Origin of the sequence: Vibrio chemaguriensis, from assembly GCF_012275705.1 — a bacterium.
GTDB lineage: Bacteria > Pseudomonadota > Gammaproteobacteria > Enterobacterales > Vibrionaceae > Vibrio > Vibrio diabolicus.
The window spans coordinates 1-17,317 of record NZ_SHOE01000035.1; the positions used below are offsets into that span (position 1 = coordinate 1).

Genomic DNA, 17,317 nt, shown 5'->3' on the forward strand with positions numbered 1-17,317 from the left:
TGAATTGACTGTGCTGAATCTTTCGATTCAATGGTCACTTCGTTTCATTGAAACCTAATTTGATACCGAGGTATCTAATTGGATTATCATCAACGAGTGCCCACACAGATTGATAGGTCTATATTGTTAAAGAGCTTGCTTTGCGAGAAGTTTTTCTCTCAAAGCGGAGGTGCATTCTAGCGATTTAATTGACAGTGTCAAACACTTTTTCAATTTTATTTTCGTAGAAGCTTTTTACCTCTCCGACCCTGCTGAAGCCTTATCGCGTCTGCCGTGTCGGTGGATGCGCATTATAGGGAACTCAGATCCGTTCGCAACCCTTTTTTGGAAAAAAATGGAAAAAACCGACTGTTCGATGACTATTTCATCAAAAAAGCAAAAAAGAGGGTAAAAAACCCTCTTTTTCTGCCTCATAAGCCGTATTTAAATGAATGCGTACGCGTCTGCGAACATACGTTCGCTCTTCGCTTTCTTGTTCTGAGTGAACTGTTCACGTGCTGCACCAGCCATTTCGAAGCGACCTGCAATATAGATATCGTAGTTTTCTAAGCTTTCGAAATCTTCACTCACCGCTTGTAGCACGTTACCAACCTTACCTTGCCAATCAGCAGGTGCTTCTTCTACTACTGGAACAAAGTGAACGTTAGTAAACTTATCGGCGATCTCGACCAGTTCTTCTTTTGCATAAAGTTGGCAGTTATCGCGCGCGCCCCAATATAGATAGATAGGGTTGGTTTTGTTCTGCGCTACGCAGTGATCCAGAATCGAGCGCACGTAACTAAAACCTGTACCACCAGCAATTAATAATAGTGGACGTTCACTTTCTTCTTGAACCCAAGCGTCACCATGCGGGGCATCAATTTCAATCTGACCATCAGTTTCAAGCGCCGCTTGCATTGCTTCGACAACTTCTTGAGCGTAAGCGTTGTGTTCCGCCGCACCGATATGCAGTTCAAGTTCACCTTCATGACGGCAAGGGCTGCTCGCGATAGAGAAAGGACGTTTGTCTTTTTCACCCATCACCACCATTAGGTACTGACCCGCTTTAAAAGGCACTGGTGATTCTGGATGAAGAAGGATTTGGTAAGTATTACAAGCTAACGGCTGAATAGACTTTACTTTACATTGGATGGTCATGGTGTTCCTCTCGCTTACTCGTCAAAAGTAAGCACTAAATTACTTTCTGTATAGGCTTGGCAAGGGAATATCCAACCTTGCTGTTGCTCTTTTTCGGTTAGCATAGGTTCGAGGTGGTAGCTCACCTCGCCCGTTAGCTTTTTACACATGCACATGGCGCAAGCGCCAACTTGGCAACGGTGTGGGAAGCGAATATTGTTGTTGAGCGCAGCTTCCAACACCGTCTCCCCTTCTTTTACTGGAAACGTAACGTCCATTGGTAGAAGGTGGACTTGATGACTCATAGAATACCTAACTGGTCCCAAATCTCATCGACTTTAGCCACAAGTTTAGGATCTTTTTTGATAGGCGTACCCCACTCGCGCGTGACTTCAGATTCGAACTTGTTGGTCGCATCCAATCCTAATTTGGATGAACACTCAGTCTTACCACGCACTTGAATGGTGTCTCTATCTGGGTCCATTCGAGTTGTCACAGCCCAAATGATGTCATTCCAATCTCGTGCATTAACGTCATCGTCGCACAAAATGATGAATTTGTTATCCGTGTACTGAGCAAAGAAGCCCCATAGATATTCCATCAATTGTTGGGATTGACCAGCTTGGTCTTTCTTCATAGTCACGACAGCAAATTGGTTGTTTGCTGTAACTGGAAGATAGACGTCAACAATCTCAGGGCGTTGCTGTTTTAATGCATCCAGATCCGCTTCGTTAATCGCTTTATTGTCACGCTCAGTAACCTTGGTTCGTGTCGCGAGTTCAGCATCCCATTTAATGGTCGCATCCAAGCCCATCTTAGAGCCAAGCCCAACCACTGGCGAAGCAAAGTCGAGCGAGTCGATTGGCGTGTTGTCTATCATCAAGGTATCACGTACAGGATCCATATGCTCTGACATGGCTTTGACGACATCATTCCAATCTCGCGCGTTTACCGATTCATCGCACACAATAACAAACTTGGTGTACATGAATTGACGTAAGAAAGACCACACGCCCATCATTACGCGCTTGGCATGTCCTGGGTACTGCTTCTTCATGGTGACGACTGCCATTCGGTACGAACAACCTTCTGGCGGTAGATAGAAGTCTTCAATCTCTGGGAATTGTTTCTGCAGAATCGGCACAAACACTTCGTTTAATGCCACACCCAATACAGCTGGTTCATCTGGCGGACGGCCTGTGTAGGTGCTGTGATAAATAGGGTCTTTACGCATAGTAATGTGCGTAATGGTAAACACGTGGTGCTTTTCTTTTTCGTTGTAGTAGCCAGTGTGATCGCCATAAGGACCTTCATCAGCAAACTCGTTCGGGTCGATATAGCCTTCCATCACGATTTCAGCGCTCGCTGGCACTTCCAAATCATTACTAACTGACTTCACGACTTCAGTTTTGCTGCCACGCAGCAAACCTGCAAACGCGTATTCCGATAGCGTATCTGGCACTGGCGTTACTGCGCCAAGAATGGTTGCGGGGTCTGCACCAAACGCAACCGAAACCGGAAAAGGTTTACCTGGATTGGTTTCCATCCAATCACGTAGGTCAAGCGCACCACCGCGATGAGCTAACCAACGCATGATGATTTTGTTCTTGGCGATTTTCTGTTGGCGGTAAATGCCTAGGTTCTGACGTTTCTTATTCGGACCTTTGGTCACGGTTAAGCCCCAGGTTAGCAGTGGCGCAACATCTTCTGCCCAACAACTCATTACCGGGACTTTATCCAAATCGACTTCGTCCCCCTGCCAAACAACCTCTTGGCACGCCGCTTTACGTAGGCGCTTGGCTGGCATGTTCAATACTTGCTTGAACACTGGCAATTTTTCCAATGCGTCTTTGAAGCCTTTTGGTGGCTCAGGTTCTTTCAAATAAGCCAGCAGCTTACCGACTTCTCTTAATTCTTTAACGTCTTCACGTCCCATACCAATCGCGACACGCTCTGGTGTACCAAATAGGTTGGTCAAAACAGGTACGTCGTAGCCAATTGGGTTCTCAAACAACAGTGCAGGGCCACCAGCACGCAAGGTGCGGTCACTGATTTCTGTCATTTCGTAAGCGGGATCGACAGGGTGAGCAATGCGTTTAAGTCGACCTTTCTGTTCTAGGTGGTCGATAAATTCGCGTAAATCCTTAAAACTCATAGGCCTTCATGACTGGCTGATTAAACTGTCCGCAGTATAACAAATAGGAGGACGCTAAGATCCTCCTATTTTGTGTGGGTATGTGAGCCAGATTACTTTAATACTTGCTCTATCTGCCGGGTCTTCACTTGATGGTTGTTAGAGACTAACTCTTCCAACCAGGTTTGATGCCCTTGCTGCGCCAGCTCTCGAGCGACCATTGTAGCTTCTTCCGATAGTGCCATTTTGCTCACTAGAAACTGTTTCACTTGCGGAGATAAAGGGTTGGATTTTGTGAGTAGACTAATGGCTTCTGGTTTGAGTGACGGATTGACGGTGGAGTTCATCAATTGCTGAATTGAAAAAACGTCCCCAACCGTAGCTAAACGCTCGAGTTCGGACTGGCTGTTGTAATCCGCTCTCATCCGCCAGAGTAAGTTGTACACTTCCTCATCTTGACTTACTTGCGCTAATCTCACGATCACGGCTGTCGATGGTAGCCAACTGGTCACATTCGCTTTGGTTAACTGAGTGGTTAATGCGGCAAGCGCATGCGGTGATAAGCTGTCCAACTCTCGAATCAAAAGTGCTTCACGCGCCTGAGCTTGTTGAGATTGCCCTGTAAGCCATTGCTTTAAGTCGAGCTCTTTTCGCTCAGCTTGTAGTACAAAGTCCAAGGTACTTTGGTCTTGCTTCCAACGCTTAATCAAGCGGCTCGCAATGGCAGGAAAGTTAAAGGCAGGCACACTAAACTCATACCCGTCCCCTCGCTCTAGAACCTGATAAGTAGGAGTCATACGGATCTGAGACTCAACAAACAGAGCCATTCTAGGCGTGAGAATGACATCTTGCTTCTCAAGCTTTTCCAATAACCGAAAACGCACGACCTCTTGTTGAGGTAAAGCTAGTCGATCAAGGGCAAATTTAAGCGAGTCGACCTCATCCCTGACAACGTAATCAAGCAGTTCAGAGACTTTAGCCTGTATTTGAGTATCCTGAAGCCACTGTTCTACTACAGACTCCTGCATTTCCTTGGCAGATAACGTCGCGGGTAGTGTGATAAGTGACAAGCTCAGGAGTAATGACGACAACATTCCTTGTTGCATGTTAACCTCCCGATAACATTTGTCCTCATTCTGATGCTTCCATCGGGAGAAAGCAACAAAAAAGCCACCGTTAACGGTGGCTTTTTTAGAATAAGGACTCAGCTATTACTGACGACGCATCGCATCGAAGAACTCATCGTTGGTCTTCGTCATCGCTAGCTTATCAATGAGGAACTCCATTGCGTCGATTTCGCCCATTGGGTGAACGATCTTACGCAGAATCCACATTTTCTGTAGTTCATCAGTCTTCGTCAGTAGCTCTTCACGACGTGTACCTGAACGGTTGAAGTCAATCGCAGGGAATACACGCTTCTCAGCAATCTTACGGTTCAAGTGCAGTTCCATGTTACCTGTACCCTTGAACTCTTCGTAGATAACTTCATCCATCTTAGAACCAGTATCTACTAGTGCCGTTGCGATGATCGTTAGGCTACCGCCCTCTTCAACATTACGTGCCGCACCAAAGAAACGCTTAGGACGGTGTAGTGCGTTTGCATCCACACCACCTGTCAGTACTTTACCTGATGAAGGTACTACGGTGTTGTAAGCACGAGCGAGACGAGTGATAGAGTCAAGCAGGATAACCACGTCTTTCTTGTGTTCAACAAGACGTTTTGCTTTCTCGATTACCATTTCCGCTACTTGTACGTGACGAGATGCTGGCTCATCGAAAGTCGACGCGACTACTTCACCTTTAACTAGACGCTGCATCTCTGTTACTTCTTCTGGACGTTCGTCGATAAGAAGTACCATCAACTCACACTCAGGGTGGTTGTATGCGATGCTTTGAGCAATATTTTGCAGAAGCATTGTCTTACCCGCTTTTGGCGGAGCAACAATCAGACCACGTTGACCTTTACCGATAGGCGATGCCAAATCTAAAACACGTGCTGTGATGTCTTCTGTAGAACCGTTACCACGCTCCATTACCATGCGTTCATTTGCATGTAGAGGGGTAAGGTTTTCAAATAGGATCTTGTTACGAGCGTTGTCTGGTTTGTCGTCGTTAACGGTATTGACTTTTAGAAGGGCAAAGTAGCGTTCACCGTCTTTTGGTGGACGAATTTTACCAGCGATAGAGTCACCGGTACGTAGGTTAAAGCGACGAATCTGACTTGGTGATACGTAGATATCGTCCGGACCCGCAAGGTATGAACTATCTGCACTGCGTAGGAAACCAAAGCCGTCTTGCAGAATTTCCAGAACCCCATCGCCAAAGATGTCTTCGCCGCCTTTAGCGTGCGCTTTTAAAATCGCGAAGATGATGTCTTGTTTTCTTAAGCGAGCTAGGTTCTCTAATCCTAAGCTTTCGCCCAGTTTTACAAGGTCAGACACAGGTCTGTTCTTCAGTTCGGTAAGGTTCATGGTGGTGGATTCTTGTTTAGTCAAAATAAGATCTGTTTTCTAGTTAAGATGGATTTGGTCTCAGGATCGACCAAGAAGAGAAATTTGTTCAATTAACGCGCGATAAGTTAGCACTAATTAGTATTCTAGTCCAGAGTTAGAAAAACAAAACCGTGCGTTGTTACTTTGCACGGTTTTATCTGTAATCACTTGGTGATTATAAGTTTGCGTCCAAAAACTCTTTTAGTTGAGTTTTAGACAGAGCACCAACTTTCGTTGCCGCTACGTTGCCGTCTTTGAATAGCAGTAGCGTTGGAATGCCGCGAATACCAAACTTAGGTGGTGTACCTGCGTTATGGTCGATGTTTAGTTTACCGATAGTGAGTTTGCCTTCGTACTCGTCTGCGATTTCGTCCAGAATAGGAGCGATCATTTTACAAGGACCACACCATTCTGCCCAGAAATCCACTAGAACTGGGCCTGCAGCGTTGATTACATCGTTTTCAAAACCGTCATCAGTTAGCTGCAAAATCTTATCACTCATCTTCCACTCCAATGTGTTTTTCGAAACTGGTTGGATGATAACCAGTAATTAGATGCCCTATTGGAATGTATTTACTTTCGTATTGCAAGCTTTAGCTGATATTCTATAGCCATGAAAAAGACGCATATCACAGAGCAAAAGTTCGCCGATTTGGGCTTAAAGCCCCAAGTTATTGAAGGATTGGACAAAAAAGGGTTCGAATTTTGTACCCCTATCCAAGCCTTGGCGTTGCCGGTCCTGCTCACCGGCCAAGACATCGCAGGCCAGGCCCAAACGGGTACTGGTAAAACGCTCGCGTTTCTTACTGCTACATTCAACCACCTTCTGACGACACCGGAGCATGAAGGTCGTAAACCTACGCAGCCACGCGCAATCATTATGGCGCCAACACGTGAGCTTGCTATTCAGATTTACAATGATGCAGAAGCATTAACTGAGAGCACTGGTCTAAAAACCGCTTTGGCTTACGGTGGTGAAAGCTACGATAAGCAATTGAATAAGCTGCAAGATGGTGTCGATATTCTGATTGGTACGACAGGTCGTATCATCGATTTCTACAAACAGCGCGTATTCAACCTTAACAACATTCAAGCCGTTGTTCTGGATGAAGCCGACCGCATGTTCGATCTTGGCTTTATTAAAGACATTCGCTTCTTGTTCCGTCGTATGCCTGAACCAAAAGAGCGTTTGAACATGCTGTTCTCAGCGACGCTTTCTTACCGTGTTCAAGAACTGGCATTTGAGCACATGAACACTCCTGAGCATGTTGTGGTAGAGCCAGAACAGAAAACTGGTCACCGCATTCAGGAAGAACTTTTCTACCCTTCTAACGAAGATAAAATGGCCCTCCTTCAAACTTTGATTGAAGAAGAATGGCCAGATCGCGCCATCATTTTTGCGAACACGAAACACAAGTGTGAATCGGTTTGGGGTCACTTGGCCGCCGATGGACACCGTGTCGGTCTTCTTACTGGTGATGTACCGCAGAAGAAACGTGAAAAGATTCTTGAGCAATTCACCAAAGGTGATGTCGACATTCTTGTTGCAACTGACGTTGCTGCGCGTGGTCTGCACATTCCTCAAGTGACGCACGTTTTCAACTACGACCTTCCTGACGACTGTGAAGATTACGTTCACCGTATTGGCCGTACAGGTCGTGCTGGGGCAAGCGGCCACTCGATCAGTTTTGCTTGTGAAGAGTACGCAATTAACCTGCCTGCAATCGAAGAATACATTGAGCACACTATCCCAGTTTCAGAATACGATTCGTCAGCGCTGATCCAAGATCTGCCAGCGCCAATTCGTATGCGTGCGCCACGCAACCAACAGCGTCGTACGAATACTGGCGGTACTCGTTCAGGTTCAGGTAACCGCAAGCCGCAAGGACGTCGTCCGCGCCAACCGCGTCAATCGGCACCAAAACAATCGTAAAAGGAAACTGAGTTCGTTTATGAGTCAAGCAGGATCATCGCCGCTATACGCCGCCATCGACCTCGGGTCGAACAGTTTTCACATGCTCGTTGTGCGTCATATCGATGGCAGCGTTCAAACAATGGCTAAAATTAAGCGCAAGGTTCGTCTAGCAGCGGGCCTAGATGAACATAATTCTCTTAGTATGGAAGCTATGCAGCGAGGATGGGACTGCTTAAGTCTATTTGCGGAACGCTTGCAGGATATTCCTAAACAAAACATTCGTATTGTAGGCACAGCCACTTTACGTACCGCCACGAATGTAGATGTGTTTCTGGAGAAAGCGAACCAGATTCTTGGTCAACCAATCGACGTTATCTCCGGTGAAGAAGAAGCGGCCACTATCTATAAAGGTGTCGCACACACTTCTGGAGGCAGCGGTCGCCGTCTTGTGGTCGATATTGGTGGTGCAAGTACAGAACTCATCATCGGTGAAGGTTTCGAAGCCAAAGCACTGACCAGTTTAAAAATGGGTTGTGTGACTTGGCTGGAAAACTTCTTTAAAGATCGCCAGTTGAATGCGCGTAACTTTGACGCAGCAATTGAAGGCGCGAAGCAGACTATCCAGCCAATTCTAGAGCGCTATACAGAAATCGGTTGGGATGTGTGCGTTGGCGCATCAGGCACCGTTCAGGCATTGCAAGAAATAATGCTAGCGCAAGGTATGGACGAAGTAATCACTCACTCCAAATTGAAACGCCTGCAGAAGCAAGCCATGTTAGCCGATCATTTAGAAGAGCTCGACATTGAAGGCTTAACGCTTGAACGTGCGTTAGTGTTCCCTAGCGGCCTATCTATTTTGATTGCCGTTTTTGAATTACTGGAAATCGACGCGATGACACTCGCGGGCGGCGCACTACGTGAAGGCTTAGTCTACGAGATGGTTGAAGAGCTACGTCAAGAAGACATCCGTGCTCGCACAATTGCCAGCGTACAAAATCGTTATCAGCTCGATCACCAATACGGTGAACAAGTTGCGACACTGGCAAGCAAACTGTTGGAGCAAGCCGGCGGCGATGAGTGGATTACGGAACCTCAAGGCAAAATATTGCTTGAAACCGCCGCAAAGCTGCATGAAATCGGCTTAACGATCGATTTCAAAAAAGGCGGTGAGCACAGTGCTTACCTACTCCAGAATTTGGATTTACCTGGCTACACTCGCGCGCAGAAGTTCTTTATTGGTGAGATTGCCCGTCGTTATCGAGAACAACTCACCTCACTGCCTGAGCAACACGCGTTATCAGGCTCAAGTGCCAAGCGCGTACTGCGGTTGTTGCGCTTAGCGGTGTTGTTGACTCACCGTCGCAACCAAAACTTAGAGCCAAACGTCGTATTAACGGCTGAAGGTGACAACCTAACCTTAAACATTGATGCACAGTGGCTAGCGGCCAACCCGTTGACCGCAGCTGAGCTAGAAATCGAATCCAACCGTCAAACTGATATCGGTTGGCCATTAACGATTACCTCTGATTAATGGTTGTTATCCCATGACAAAGGCTCCTTCTGGAGCCTTTTTAATACCCGTTATTATCCTATGTACAACTCATAGAGTTTTGAGACACCAATGATCTAAATACTCATTTCGCTGTACATTTGCTTTAGAAACAACAAAGCCGCTATTAAAAGCGGCCTTGTTGCTATTAACTGATGAAAACTATGCCGTCGTAGTGACTTTAAAGTTAGGGTTCACTGCCGTTAGCTTCTTAATTAAGTAATTCAGTAGTACGCCGTACATAGGCACAAACAGACCAAGACTAATCACTAACTTAAAGCCGTAGTCCACCAGCGCGATTTCCGTCCAATGTTCCGCCATAAATGGATCTGGACTTTGGTAGAACGCAATCGCGAAGAAGGCGATGGTATCCAGTGCATTACCAAAAAGCGTTGAACACGTTGGGGCCACCCACCACTGTTTCATTTGACGTAGGCGGTTGAACACGTGCACATCCATAATCTGACCAAGTAGATACGCCATGAAGCTAGCAATCGCGATACGAGCAACGAATAAGTTAAATTCCCCTAAGTGACCAAAACCTTGGAACTGCCCCTCGAAGAACACCACCGATAAGAAGTAAGAGACAGCCAAAGCAGGCAACATTACTAAGAAAATGATCTTACGCGCCAACTGAGCACCGAAAATACGTACGGTTAAATCCGTCGCAAGGAAAATAAATGGGAAGGTGAATGCACCCCAGGTGGTATGTAAGCCAAAGATAGTAAACGGTAGCTGAACTAGGTAATTGCTGGATGCAATAATGACTAGATGAAATAAAACCAGATAGATAAGGGCGTTGCGCTGCTGCGCAGGGGTAAAGTTACTCATGCGATACCTTTTTAGTTTGGTTTGGGGGCGAGGGAACCCAAATCGAGCGCTTTCTACAGAGAAAAGCACTCTTACCAACAATGTAAAAAATGACGATTAAACTAACTTAACTCATTCAGAGTAAAGCGGTGGGCGATTATACATTAACCAATTTTACTCACAAGCGGTGTTTTATACGCAAACGTTTCTTCTCGAACATCACGTCAAAACCAAGCTCTTTGATGCAAAAATAAGAAAGGGGGTTTCATGTGAAACACCCTTTAAAGAATAGATAACTTGAATTTAGAAGCCGCGTTGGAACAATCCGGCTAAATAGTCGAGCTCTTCCCTACTCTCTTCTATTGTTAGCGCTTCAAACCAAATCGCTTCGCTGTAGTGCTCCGCTTTCATAAATAAGCGGCAGCCTTCAAAATCGATCAACCAAGAGTGAATATCCGCATCCCACTGTTTTTCTACCACAGACGCAGATAATAATCCCACCAAACGCTCACCCAGTGCCGGAAAAGTATCGAGGTCGAAGCTTGGAGCGGTAATAATAAGACGCCCTTCTTCAACAATGTAATCAGCGAGACCAAATTCCTTGTGCATATGGATTCCTTATCCGTGGTGAGTAATGTGTTCTTGGATCAGATCCAAGAATGGATCGGCGTATTTTTCTAGTTTACGTTGACCAACGCCACTAACCGCTAACATTTCGCCGTATGACGTTGGCAGCATTTCTGCCATATCAATCAAGGTCGCATCACTGAATACCACGTATGGTGGCAAACCGTCTTCATCGGCGATCGACTTACGTAGCTTACGTAATTTGGCAAACAACTTCTTGTCGTAGTTTTTGCTGGTCAGTTTATCCGACTTCGCGGCACGTGCTGCGGTATCTAAACGTGGAACTGCAAGTTCTAAAGACACATCACCACGTAGTAAAGGGCGTGCTTCTTCTGTTAATTGCAATGTCGAGTTACGAGTGATGTTTTGAAATAGCAGCCCTTTATGAATTAGCTGGCGGAAGATACTCACCCAGTAATCATGGCTGTGATCACGACCAATGCCGTAAGTCGAAATTTTATCGTGGCCGTGTTCGCGCACACGAATGTTTTGCATCCCACGCAGCACCTCAACCACATACGTCATACCAAAACTTTGGTTAACGCGGTAAACACACGACAACGCTTTGCGCGCTTCTTCGGTCGCATCAAAGTGTTTTGGTGGGTCCAGGCAGATATCGCAGTTACCACACGGCTTTTCGCGATACTCTCCAAAATAGTTGAGCAGTACCTGACGACGACAGGTTTGCGCTTCCGCAAAAGCACTCATCGCATTGAGTTTGTGGCTTTCTACCTGCTTCTGCGGTCCATCATCTTTTTCATCCAACATACGACGCAACCAACTGATGTCTGCTGGGTCGTATAGCATCATCGCTTCGGCAGGCAGGCCATCTCGCCCTGCTCGACCGGTTTCCTGATAATAGGACTCGATGTTACGTGGAATATCAAAATGCACGACAAAGCGCACGTTTGGCTTATTGATACCCATACCGAATGCAACCGTCGCAACGACGATTTGAATGTCATCACGTTGAAAAGCTTCCTGAACGTAAGCTCGCTCTTCCGTATCCATCCCTGCATGATAACCAGCAGCGCGGATATGGTTGTTGCATAGCTTCTCGGTCACCATTTCAACTTTCTTACGACTGCCGCAGTAAATAATGCCGCAGCTTCCCTTCTGGGTGGCTAGATAGCGAATGATTTGAGAAACCGGTTTGTGCTTTTCCACCAAGGTGTAACGAATGTTGGGACGATCAAAGCTTCCTAGATACACCTGAGGTTCATGTAAGCGTAAGCGTTCTAGAATATCACGACGCGTCGCATCATCGGCGGTGGCTGTGAGTGCCATAAAGGGCACATGCGAAAAGTGTTGCTTTAACTGACCTAACGCCGCGTATTCTGGGCGAAAATCATGTCCCCACTGAGAGATACAATGTGCTTCATCCACGGCGATCATAGATAAGGGTAAGTTTTCTAAGCGCTCAATAAAGTCACGCATTAACACGCGCTCTGGCGAAACATACACTAGCTTAAGCTGACCAGAGTGCATGCGATTATACACACTCAGTAGCTCTTCTCGATTCATGGTCGAGTTCACGCATTCCGCTGCTACACCATTGGCTTTCAGTTGATCAACTTGGTCTTTCATCAATGAAATTAGCGGTGAAATCACCAAAGTAATCCCTGAGCGCACTAACGCCGGAATTTGGTAACAGAGAGATTTACCACCACCCGTCGGCATGATGACTAAGCTGTCTTTGCCTTCGATAGCGGCTTCAATAACTTCTTGCTGACCATCACGAAACGTCTGGTAACCGAAGACTTCCTCCAACACACGTTGAGGCGTTACAGGCGTATCTGATTGTTCGGCTAGCAAGGTTGAGGTCATGAATAATCTCAGATTGAGTGATCGTAGAAATGCTTTTGCATGCCCAGGCACACAAAGTGAGGGCACATTGTAATGGGGTTTCGTGGTGAATAAAACCGCAAATTGCTAGGTGTTTCGCATCACGACTCGTATACTGATTTTCTGCTCTATAAACACACAATTAGGTGACACCTCATGACACCAGAAGACGAACAACAACGCGCTCGGCAAGGTATCTTGCTGGCGATTGGTGCCTATACCATGTGGGGCATTGCGCCGATGTATTTTAAATCCATCGCACAAGTATCCCCTTTGGAAATTCTGAGCCACCGGGTGATTTGGTCTTTCTTTTTGCTTGCCGCACTCCTTCACTTTGGCCGTCACTGGCGCTCGGTTTACTACATCGCGAAAGACAAAACGAAGATCGCTTACCTGATCGCAAGTTCTGTATTAATTGGCGGAAACTGGCTGATTTTCATCTGGGCGGTCAATTCCAATCATATGCTTGACGCGAGCTTAGGCTATTACATTAACCCATTAATCAATGTCTTGCTCGGCATGGTCTTTTTGGGAGAGCGACTTCGTAAGTTGCAATGGTTTGCTGTCGTATTAGCGGGCTGTGGTGTACTGGTCCAATTGATTGTATTCGGCTCCGTGCCCGTTGTTGCGATGGCGTTAGCAATGAGTTTCGGCTTCTATGGCCTCTTAAGGAAGAAAGTCAGTGTCGATGCAAAAACAGGATTGTTTATCGAAACATTACTCCTTCTGCCTGTCGCCGCCGTGTATCTGCTGTTTATTGCAGAAACCCCAACGTCGAATATGCTCACTAACCCGTTAGCATTAAATAGCTTGTTGATTGCAGCAGGTGTGATTACCACACTGCCCCTGCTTTGTTTTACGGGTGCGGCAACAAGACTCAAATTATCAACGTTAGGCTTTTTCCAGTACATCGGCCCAAGCTTGATGTTCTTACTGGCAGTACTGATGTATGGCGAACCCTTTACCATGGATAAAGCGATTACCTTTGCTTTTATTTGGGGAGCGCTAGTCGTATTTAGCTTTGATGGACTGCGCAACAACCGTCGCTCACGCCGAATCGTTCAGCCACAGTGATCGTTTTTTACAAGACAAGTTAGAAATTGCCAGATAAGCTTGGTCACAATGTGACCAAGCTTTTTTTTGTATGTAATGGAACAGATTCAATACTACGCAACCGACCATGATCAGCTGAGCCTGATCGAGGCGAAATACCAGAAGTTTGCTTTTCAAAGGCACTATCATCTGGATTTTCACCTCGGTCTAATCACGCATGGCACGCAAAAGTTCCAATATCAAGGCTGTAGCCATCAAGTGGGTCATGGGCAAATCGTAATTATGCCGCCAGATGAACTGCACGATGGGCACTCTAAGCTCGAAAGTGGCTATGAAGTGAATGTATTTGCGATCGAGCCGCGCCTACTCAGCGATCTTGCCGATCTTAGTAAAAATGGTCAAATAATCCGCTTTAATGAATTGATCATCTCAGATCCACAGATATTTTCACAACTTAGTAACTTGCATGCTCTTCTTCGCCGCGATAACCTCAGCCAACTCACCAAAGATTGCCTTCCTTTTGAAGGATTTAATCAACTTTTTGATCGCTACGGATCACTCGCGAGGCAAAAAGTGGTCCCTCTTGGGAAACAGTCTTTGCATACCTTAAAAGATTACTTAATGGCGAATCTCGACCAAACGGTTCGTTTAGATGCACTATCAGAGCTCTGCCAACTGAGCCCCACGCAATTTCAACGCCATTTCAAAGCGCAAACGGGTATGACTCCCTACGCTTGGTTTGCTCGCTTGCGATTAGAACAAGGAATGAAACTACTCCAAGCAGGATGGTGTGGTACGGACGTCGCCTATCAAGTGGGCTTTTATGATCAGGCCCACTTTAGTAAAGCGTTTAAACAAACCTATGGCGTCTCGCCTTCACAAGTGGCACGCTAATACCTCATACGCTGTGGTATTCAGTACTGCTAGTTTTTTACAAGCACTACCGAATAAGAATCACGACAATAGCTCATATCCACTATGTTTTGAGATGTGTTATGAATGAATCGACTATCCTTTTAACGCTTGCCAGTATCCACTTCATTGCCTTAATGAGCCCAGGTCCGGATTTTGCGCTTGTGGTACAAAATGCCACCCGTCATGGCCGTCAAACTGGCTTATACATTGCGCTTGGCTTATCAGTCGGTATTTTGCTGCATTCTTTATTCAGCCTAACGGGGGTGAGCTATTTAGTTCACCAGCATCCTCTGCTCTACTCCGTCTTACAATTGCTTGGGGGCAGCTATCTGTTGTATTTGGGTATCGGTGCACTGCGCGGCGTGATCGCGACGATCAAAAACCCACTTTCTGATCAGCCAAGCAAAAACAGTAACCTTGTGATCGGTAATAAACGTCAGGCGTTTACCAAGGGGTTCGCAACCAATATTCTCAACCCCAAAGCCTTAGTATTTTTTGTGAGTTTAATGTCGAGCCTTGTCCCAGTGGGCATGTCGGTGACAGGAAAAGGAATTGCTCTGGTGATTTTGTTTGGTTTGTCGCTACTCTGGTTTTCTAGCCTTGCATGGATGCTGTCAACGCAGCGCTTGCAAACAAGATTGCAGCAAGCCGGCATTTATATAGATGGTTTATGTGGTGTGGTATTTACCCTAGTTGGCAGCAGTATTTTAGTGCAAACCTTCCGCTCCTTTCTCGATAACTCTCTGATTTAAAAGCGTCGCACACTCGACATTTCTTTAATAGGAAACTCGACGACTATCTCCGTGGCTGCCAAGCTGAATAACCTTAGTTGGCAACATGGAGAGTCATCATGCAATGGACATTTAACCGACTCGTACTCTCGGGTCTTTTTCTTACTTCCCCTTTCACCTTCACTGGACAAGCCTTCGCTAACCAAGCTGCAGATTCGGTCGCACCAGAGCACAGCACTGGCATTGAGCAAAAGCAGCTGGTCAAAGCTAAAGATTATATGGTTACCGCTGCTAACCCACTGGCGACTCAAGCGGGTGCAGACGTACTTGAGCAAGGCGGGAATGCGATAGATGCCATGGTCGCGGTGCAATTGATGCTTGGCTTAGTTGAACCCCAGTCATCAGGTATTGGTGGCGGTGCGTTCTTAGTGTATTGGGATAGCGAAAAGCAAAAACTGACCACTTACGACGGGCGTGAAACCGCCCCCCTCGCCGTAACGCCAAAGCTATTTTTAGATGAGAACGGTCAACCATTGCAATTCTACGATGCCGTGGTTGGTGGACGCTCTGTCGCAACACCAGGCACCGTGAAACTATTGTGGGATACCCACCAGAAATACGGCAAGCTGGAATGGAAAAAGATCATTCAACCTGTTATCTCGCTTGCGGAGCAAGGATTCAAAGTCAGTCCTCGCCTAGCAAGCTTGATAGAAAAAGACGCCGAGCGTTTATCACGCTTTCCAGTCACAAAAGCCTATTTCTTTAACTCGGATGGCTCGCCAAAAACCGAAGGTACGCTATTAAAAAACCCTGAATACGCACAAACGCTGAGTGCTATTGCTAAGCAAGGCGCCCAAGCCTTCTACCATGGGGATATCGCCAGAGACATTATCGAGACGGTACAAAACGCGCCAGGTAACCCCGGTGTATTAGCCCAACCCGACTTTGATACCTACCAAATCAGACAACGTGAGCCGGTTTGTGCAGCATACCAAAGCTATGACATTTGCGGCATGGGACCACCAAGCTCTGGCGCGCTCACCATTGGTCAGATTTTGGCGATCACTGAACAGTACGATCTCAAAGGCTGGGGGGCTAACAGCATTAAATCTTGGCAAGTACTCGCCGATGCATCGCGTCTAGCGTTTGCTGACCGTGGTAAATACATGGCAGACCAAGATTACGTACCGATGCCAACTCAAGGCTTGCTCGATAAAAGCTACCTCCAGCAGCGAGCAGAGCTGATCCAAGTCGGCAAAGCACTAAGCAAAGTTGAAGCGGGCAATCCTCCGTGGTCGCACGCAATGAACTTAAGCATGGACGAGTCCATTGAACTCCCTTCCACCAGCCATTTCAATATCGTCGATAAGCAAGGCAATGTGGTTTCCATGACGACCACCATTGAGAATGCGTTTGGCTCGCGCTTAATGGTGCGTGGCTTCTTGCTCAATAATGAACTGACCGATTTTTCTTTCCGTACTCATAACGACGGAATCCCAATCGCCAACCGCATAGAACCAGGCAAGCGTCCACGATCTTCAATGGCCCCGACCATTATGATGAAAGATAACAAACCTTACATGGCGATAGGTTCTCCGGGTGGCAGTCGAATCATCGGTTACGTGGCGCAAACCATCATTGCCCACACGCAATGGGATATGAATATCCAACAAGCAATCAATCAACCACGATTACTCGACCGTTTTGGCACCTTAGATATTGAGCAAGGTACCGCTGCAGAAGGCTTACAGCCAGAGCTGGAGAAGATGGGCTTTAAAACCAATGTTCGTGATTTGAATTCTGGACTGCATGCGATACGCATAACAAAAGATGGACTAGAAGGTGCCGCAGATCCTCGTCGAGAAGGAGCAGCAATCGGCAAATAGGCCTGTTTTGCTCGACTCCTTGTGCGAGATCTCTCACAAGGAGTGGAGCAAACCTCTCTTTTTTAATGGTAAAACAGCCCACAAATAACCATAAGATATTGAATAATATAAACATGTTTATTTTTCAAACGCTTTTAATTGAGAAAAATGTGGGCTTCGACCATTGTTGAGAATCGTGAAGAGCGTAATATGAACCTTGTCGGGAGGATGCTGACACGGAACAGGAAACACCACGGATTTGGTG

Annotated in this window: 15 protein-coding genes; 6 read left to right on the top strand and 9 right to left on the bottom strand. The window is 46.4% G+C overall.

Translation table 11 applies throughout. The features are described from left to right. Positions 1–423: 423 nt before the first annotated feature. The 6 genes from fre to trxA all read right to left on the bottom strand — a co-directional run bounded on the left by fre (position 424) and on the right by trxA (position 6,244). Positions 424–1,137: an NAD(P)H-flavin reductase gene (gene fre / locus EX191_RS21310; protein WP_005398442.1), complete on the bottom strand. Its 714-nt coding sequence runs from the start codon at positions 1,135–1,137 to the stop codon at positions 424–426. Between the two features lie 14 nt (positions 1,138–1,151). Continuing rightward, positions 1,152–1,421, bottom strand: coding sequence for a 2Fe-2S iron-sulfur cluster-binding protein (locus EX191_RS21315; RefSeq protein ID WP_053808977.1), 270 nt, complete (start codon positions 1,419–1,421; stop codon positions 1,152–1,154). Next, the gene (ubiD, locus tag EX191_RS21320) at positions 1,418–3,271 is read right to left on the bottom strand and encodes a 4-hydroxy-3-polyprenylbenzoate decarboxylase (protein ID WP_193448440.1); all 1,854 of its coding nucleotides are present in this window, start codon (positions 3,269–3,271) and stop codon (positions 1,418–1,420) included. The genes EX191_RS21315 and ubiD overlap by 4 nt, the downstream gene beginning before the upstream one ends. Positions 3,272–3,363: 92 nt before the next feature. Continuing rightward, positions 3,364–4,356 (bottom strand): hypothetical protein, encoded by a 993-nt coding sequence (locus EX191_RS21325; RefSeq protein WP_005398448.1) that lies wholly within the window; start codon positions 4,354–4,356, stop codon positions 3,364–3,366. A 105-nt stretch (positions 4,357–4,461) separates the two neighbouring features. Continuing rightward, a complete protein-coding gene (gene rho / locus EX191_RS21330) occupies positions 4,462–5,721 on the bottom strand; it encodes a transcription termination factor Rho (protein WP_005378757.1) in 1,260 nt (419 codons plus the stop codon). 196 nt (positions 5,722–5,917) lie between these two features. After that, a complete protein-coding gene (gene trxA / locus EX191_RS21335; RefSeq protein ID WP_004745500.1) occupies positions 5,918–6,244 on the bottom strand; it encodes a thioredoxin TrxA in 327 nt (108 codons plus the stop codon). A 111-nt stretch (positions 6,245–6,355) separates the two neighbouring features. On the opposite strand from trxA, the gene rhlB reads away from it, so the two are divergent. After that, positions 6,356–7,675: an ATP-dependent RNA helicase RhlB gene (gene rhlB, locus EX191_RS21340; protein WP_005397003.1), complete on the top strand. Its 1,320-nt coding sequence runs from the start codon at positions 6,356–6,358 to the stop codon at positions 7,673–7,675. A gap of 19 nt (positions 7,676–7,694) precedes the next feature. Further along, entirely contained in the window at positions 7,695–9,188 is a 1,494-nt protein-coding gene (gene gppA, locus EX191_RS21345; RefSeq protein ID WP_046874560.1) for a guanosine-5'-triphosphate,3'-diphosphate diphosphatase, read from the top strand. 180 nt (positions 9,189–9,368) lie between these two features. Here gppA and EX191_RS21350 read toward each other — a convergent pair whose 3' ends face one another. From EX191_RS21350 to recQ, 3 genes are all read right to left on the bottom strand, one after another. Further along, on the bottom strand, positions 9,369–10,037 hold the full coding sequence (locus tag EX191_RS21350; RefSeq protein WP_005397008.1) for a 7-cyano-7-deazaguanine/7-aminomethyl-7-deazaguanine transporter: 669 nt from the start codon (positions 10,035–10,037) through the stop codon (positions 9,369–9,371). A 282-nt stretch (positions 10,038–10,319) separates the two neighbouring features. Next, positions 10,320–10,625 (bottom strand): DUF3630 family protein, encoded by a 306-nt coding sequence (locus tag EX191_RS21355; protein ID WP_005397009.1) that lies wholly within the window; start codon positions 10,623–10,625, stop codon positions 10,320–10,322. A 9-nt stretch (positions 10,626–10,634) separates the two neighbouring features. Next, positions 10,635–12,470, bottom strand: a complete 1,836-nt coding sequence (gene recQ, locus EX191_RS21360; RefSeq protein ID WP_005397012.1) for an ATP-dependent DNA helicase RecQ — start codon at positions 12,468–12,470, stop codon at positions 10,635–10,637. A 174-nt stretch (positions 12,471–12,644) separates the two neighbouring features. Here recQ and rarD point away from each other — a divergent pair, with 174 nt between their 5' ends. From rarD to ggt, 4 genes are all read left to right on the top strand, one after another. Continuing rightward, complete coding sequence (gene rarD / locus EX191_RS21365; RefSeq protein WP_006743075.1) at positions 12,645–13,562, top strand: EamA family transporter RarD; 918 nt, start codon at positions 12,645–12,647, stop codon at positions 13,560–13,562. Between the two features lie 75 nt (positions 13,563–13,637). Then, positions 13,638–14,435, top strand: a complete 798-nt coding sequence (locus EX191_RS21370; RefSeq protein ID WP_193448441.1) for an AraC family transcriptional regulator — start codon at positions 13,638–13,640, stop codon at positions 14,433–14,435. Positions 14,436–14,536: 101 nt separating this feature from the next. Continuing rightward, the gene (locus EX191_RS21375) at positions 14,537–15,208 is read left to right on the top strand and encodes a LysE family translocator (RefSeq protein WP_046874563.1); all 672 of its coding nucleotides are present in this window, start codon (positions 14,537–14,539) and stop codon (positions 15,206–15,208) included. A gap of 98 nt (positions 15,209–15,306) precedes the next feature. Then, positions 15,307–17,073 (top strand): gamma-glutamyltransferase, encoded by a 1,767-nt coding sequence (ggt, locus tag EX191_RS21380; protein WP_193448442.1) that lies wholly within the window; start codon positions 15,307–15,309, stop codon positions 17,071–17,073. Positions 17,074–17,317: the final 244 nt, after the last annotated feature.

Bases quoted from the DNA above. Each gene is read 5' to 3' on its own strand.
- fre (WP_005398442.1), bottom strand. From the start codon at position 1,137: ATGACCATCCAATGTAAAGTAAAGTCTATTCAGCCGTTAGCTTGTAAT.
- rhlB (WP_005397003.1), top strand. From the start codon at position 6,356: ATGAAAAAGACGCATATCACAGAGCAAAAGTTCGCCGATTTGGGCTTA.
- EX191_RS21315 (WP_053808977.1), bottom strand. From the start codon at position 1,421: ATGAGTCATCAAGTCCACCTTCTACCAATGGACGTTACGTTTCCAGTA.
- EX191_RS21350 (WP_005397008.1), bottom strand. From the start codon at position 10,037: ATGAGTAACTTTACCCCTGCGCAGCAGCGCAACGCCCTTATCTATCTG.
- EX191_RS21325 (WP_005398448.1), bottom strand. From the start codon at position 4,356: ATGCAACAAGGAATGTTGTCGTCATTACTCCTGAGCTTGTCACTTATC.
- gppA (WP_046874560.1), top strand. From the start codon at position 7,695: ATGAGTCAAGCAGGATCATCGCCGCTATACGCCGCCATCGACCTCGGG.
- rarD (WP_006743075.1), top strand. From the start codon at position 12,645: ATGACACCAGAAGACGAACAACAACGCGCTCGGCAAGGTATCTTGCTG.
- EX191_RS21375 (WP_046874563.1), top strand. From the start codon at position 14,537: ATGAATGAATCGACTATCCTTTTAACGCTTGCCAGTATCCACTTCATT.
- recQ (WP_005397012.1), bottom strand. From the start codon at position 12,470: ATGACCTCAACCTTGCTAGCCGAACAATCAGATACGCCTGTAACGCCT.
- trxA (WP_004745500.1), bottom strand. From the start codon at position 6,244: ATGAGTGATAAGATTTTGCAGCTAACTGATGACGGTTTTGAAAACGAT.
- ggt (WP_193448442.1), top strand. From the start codon at position 15,307: ATGCAATGGACATTTAACCGACTCGTACTCTCGGGTCTTTTTCTTACT.
- EX191_RS21355 (WP_005397009.1), bottom strand. From the start codon at position 10,625: ATGCACAAGGAATTTGGTCTCGCTGATTACATTGTTGAAGAAGGGCGT.
- ubiD (WP_193448440.1), bottom strand. From the start codon at position 3,271: ATGAGTTTTAAGGATTTACGCGAATTTATCGACCACCTAGAACAGAAA.
- EX191_RS21370 (WP_193448441.1), top strand. From the start codon at position 13,638: ATGGAACAGATTCAATACTACGCAACCGACCATGATCAGCTGAGCCTG.
- rho (WP_005378757.1), bottom strand. From the start codon at position 5,721: ATGAACCTTACCGAACTGAAGAACAGACCTGTGTCTGACCTTGTAAAA.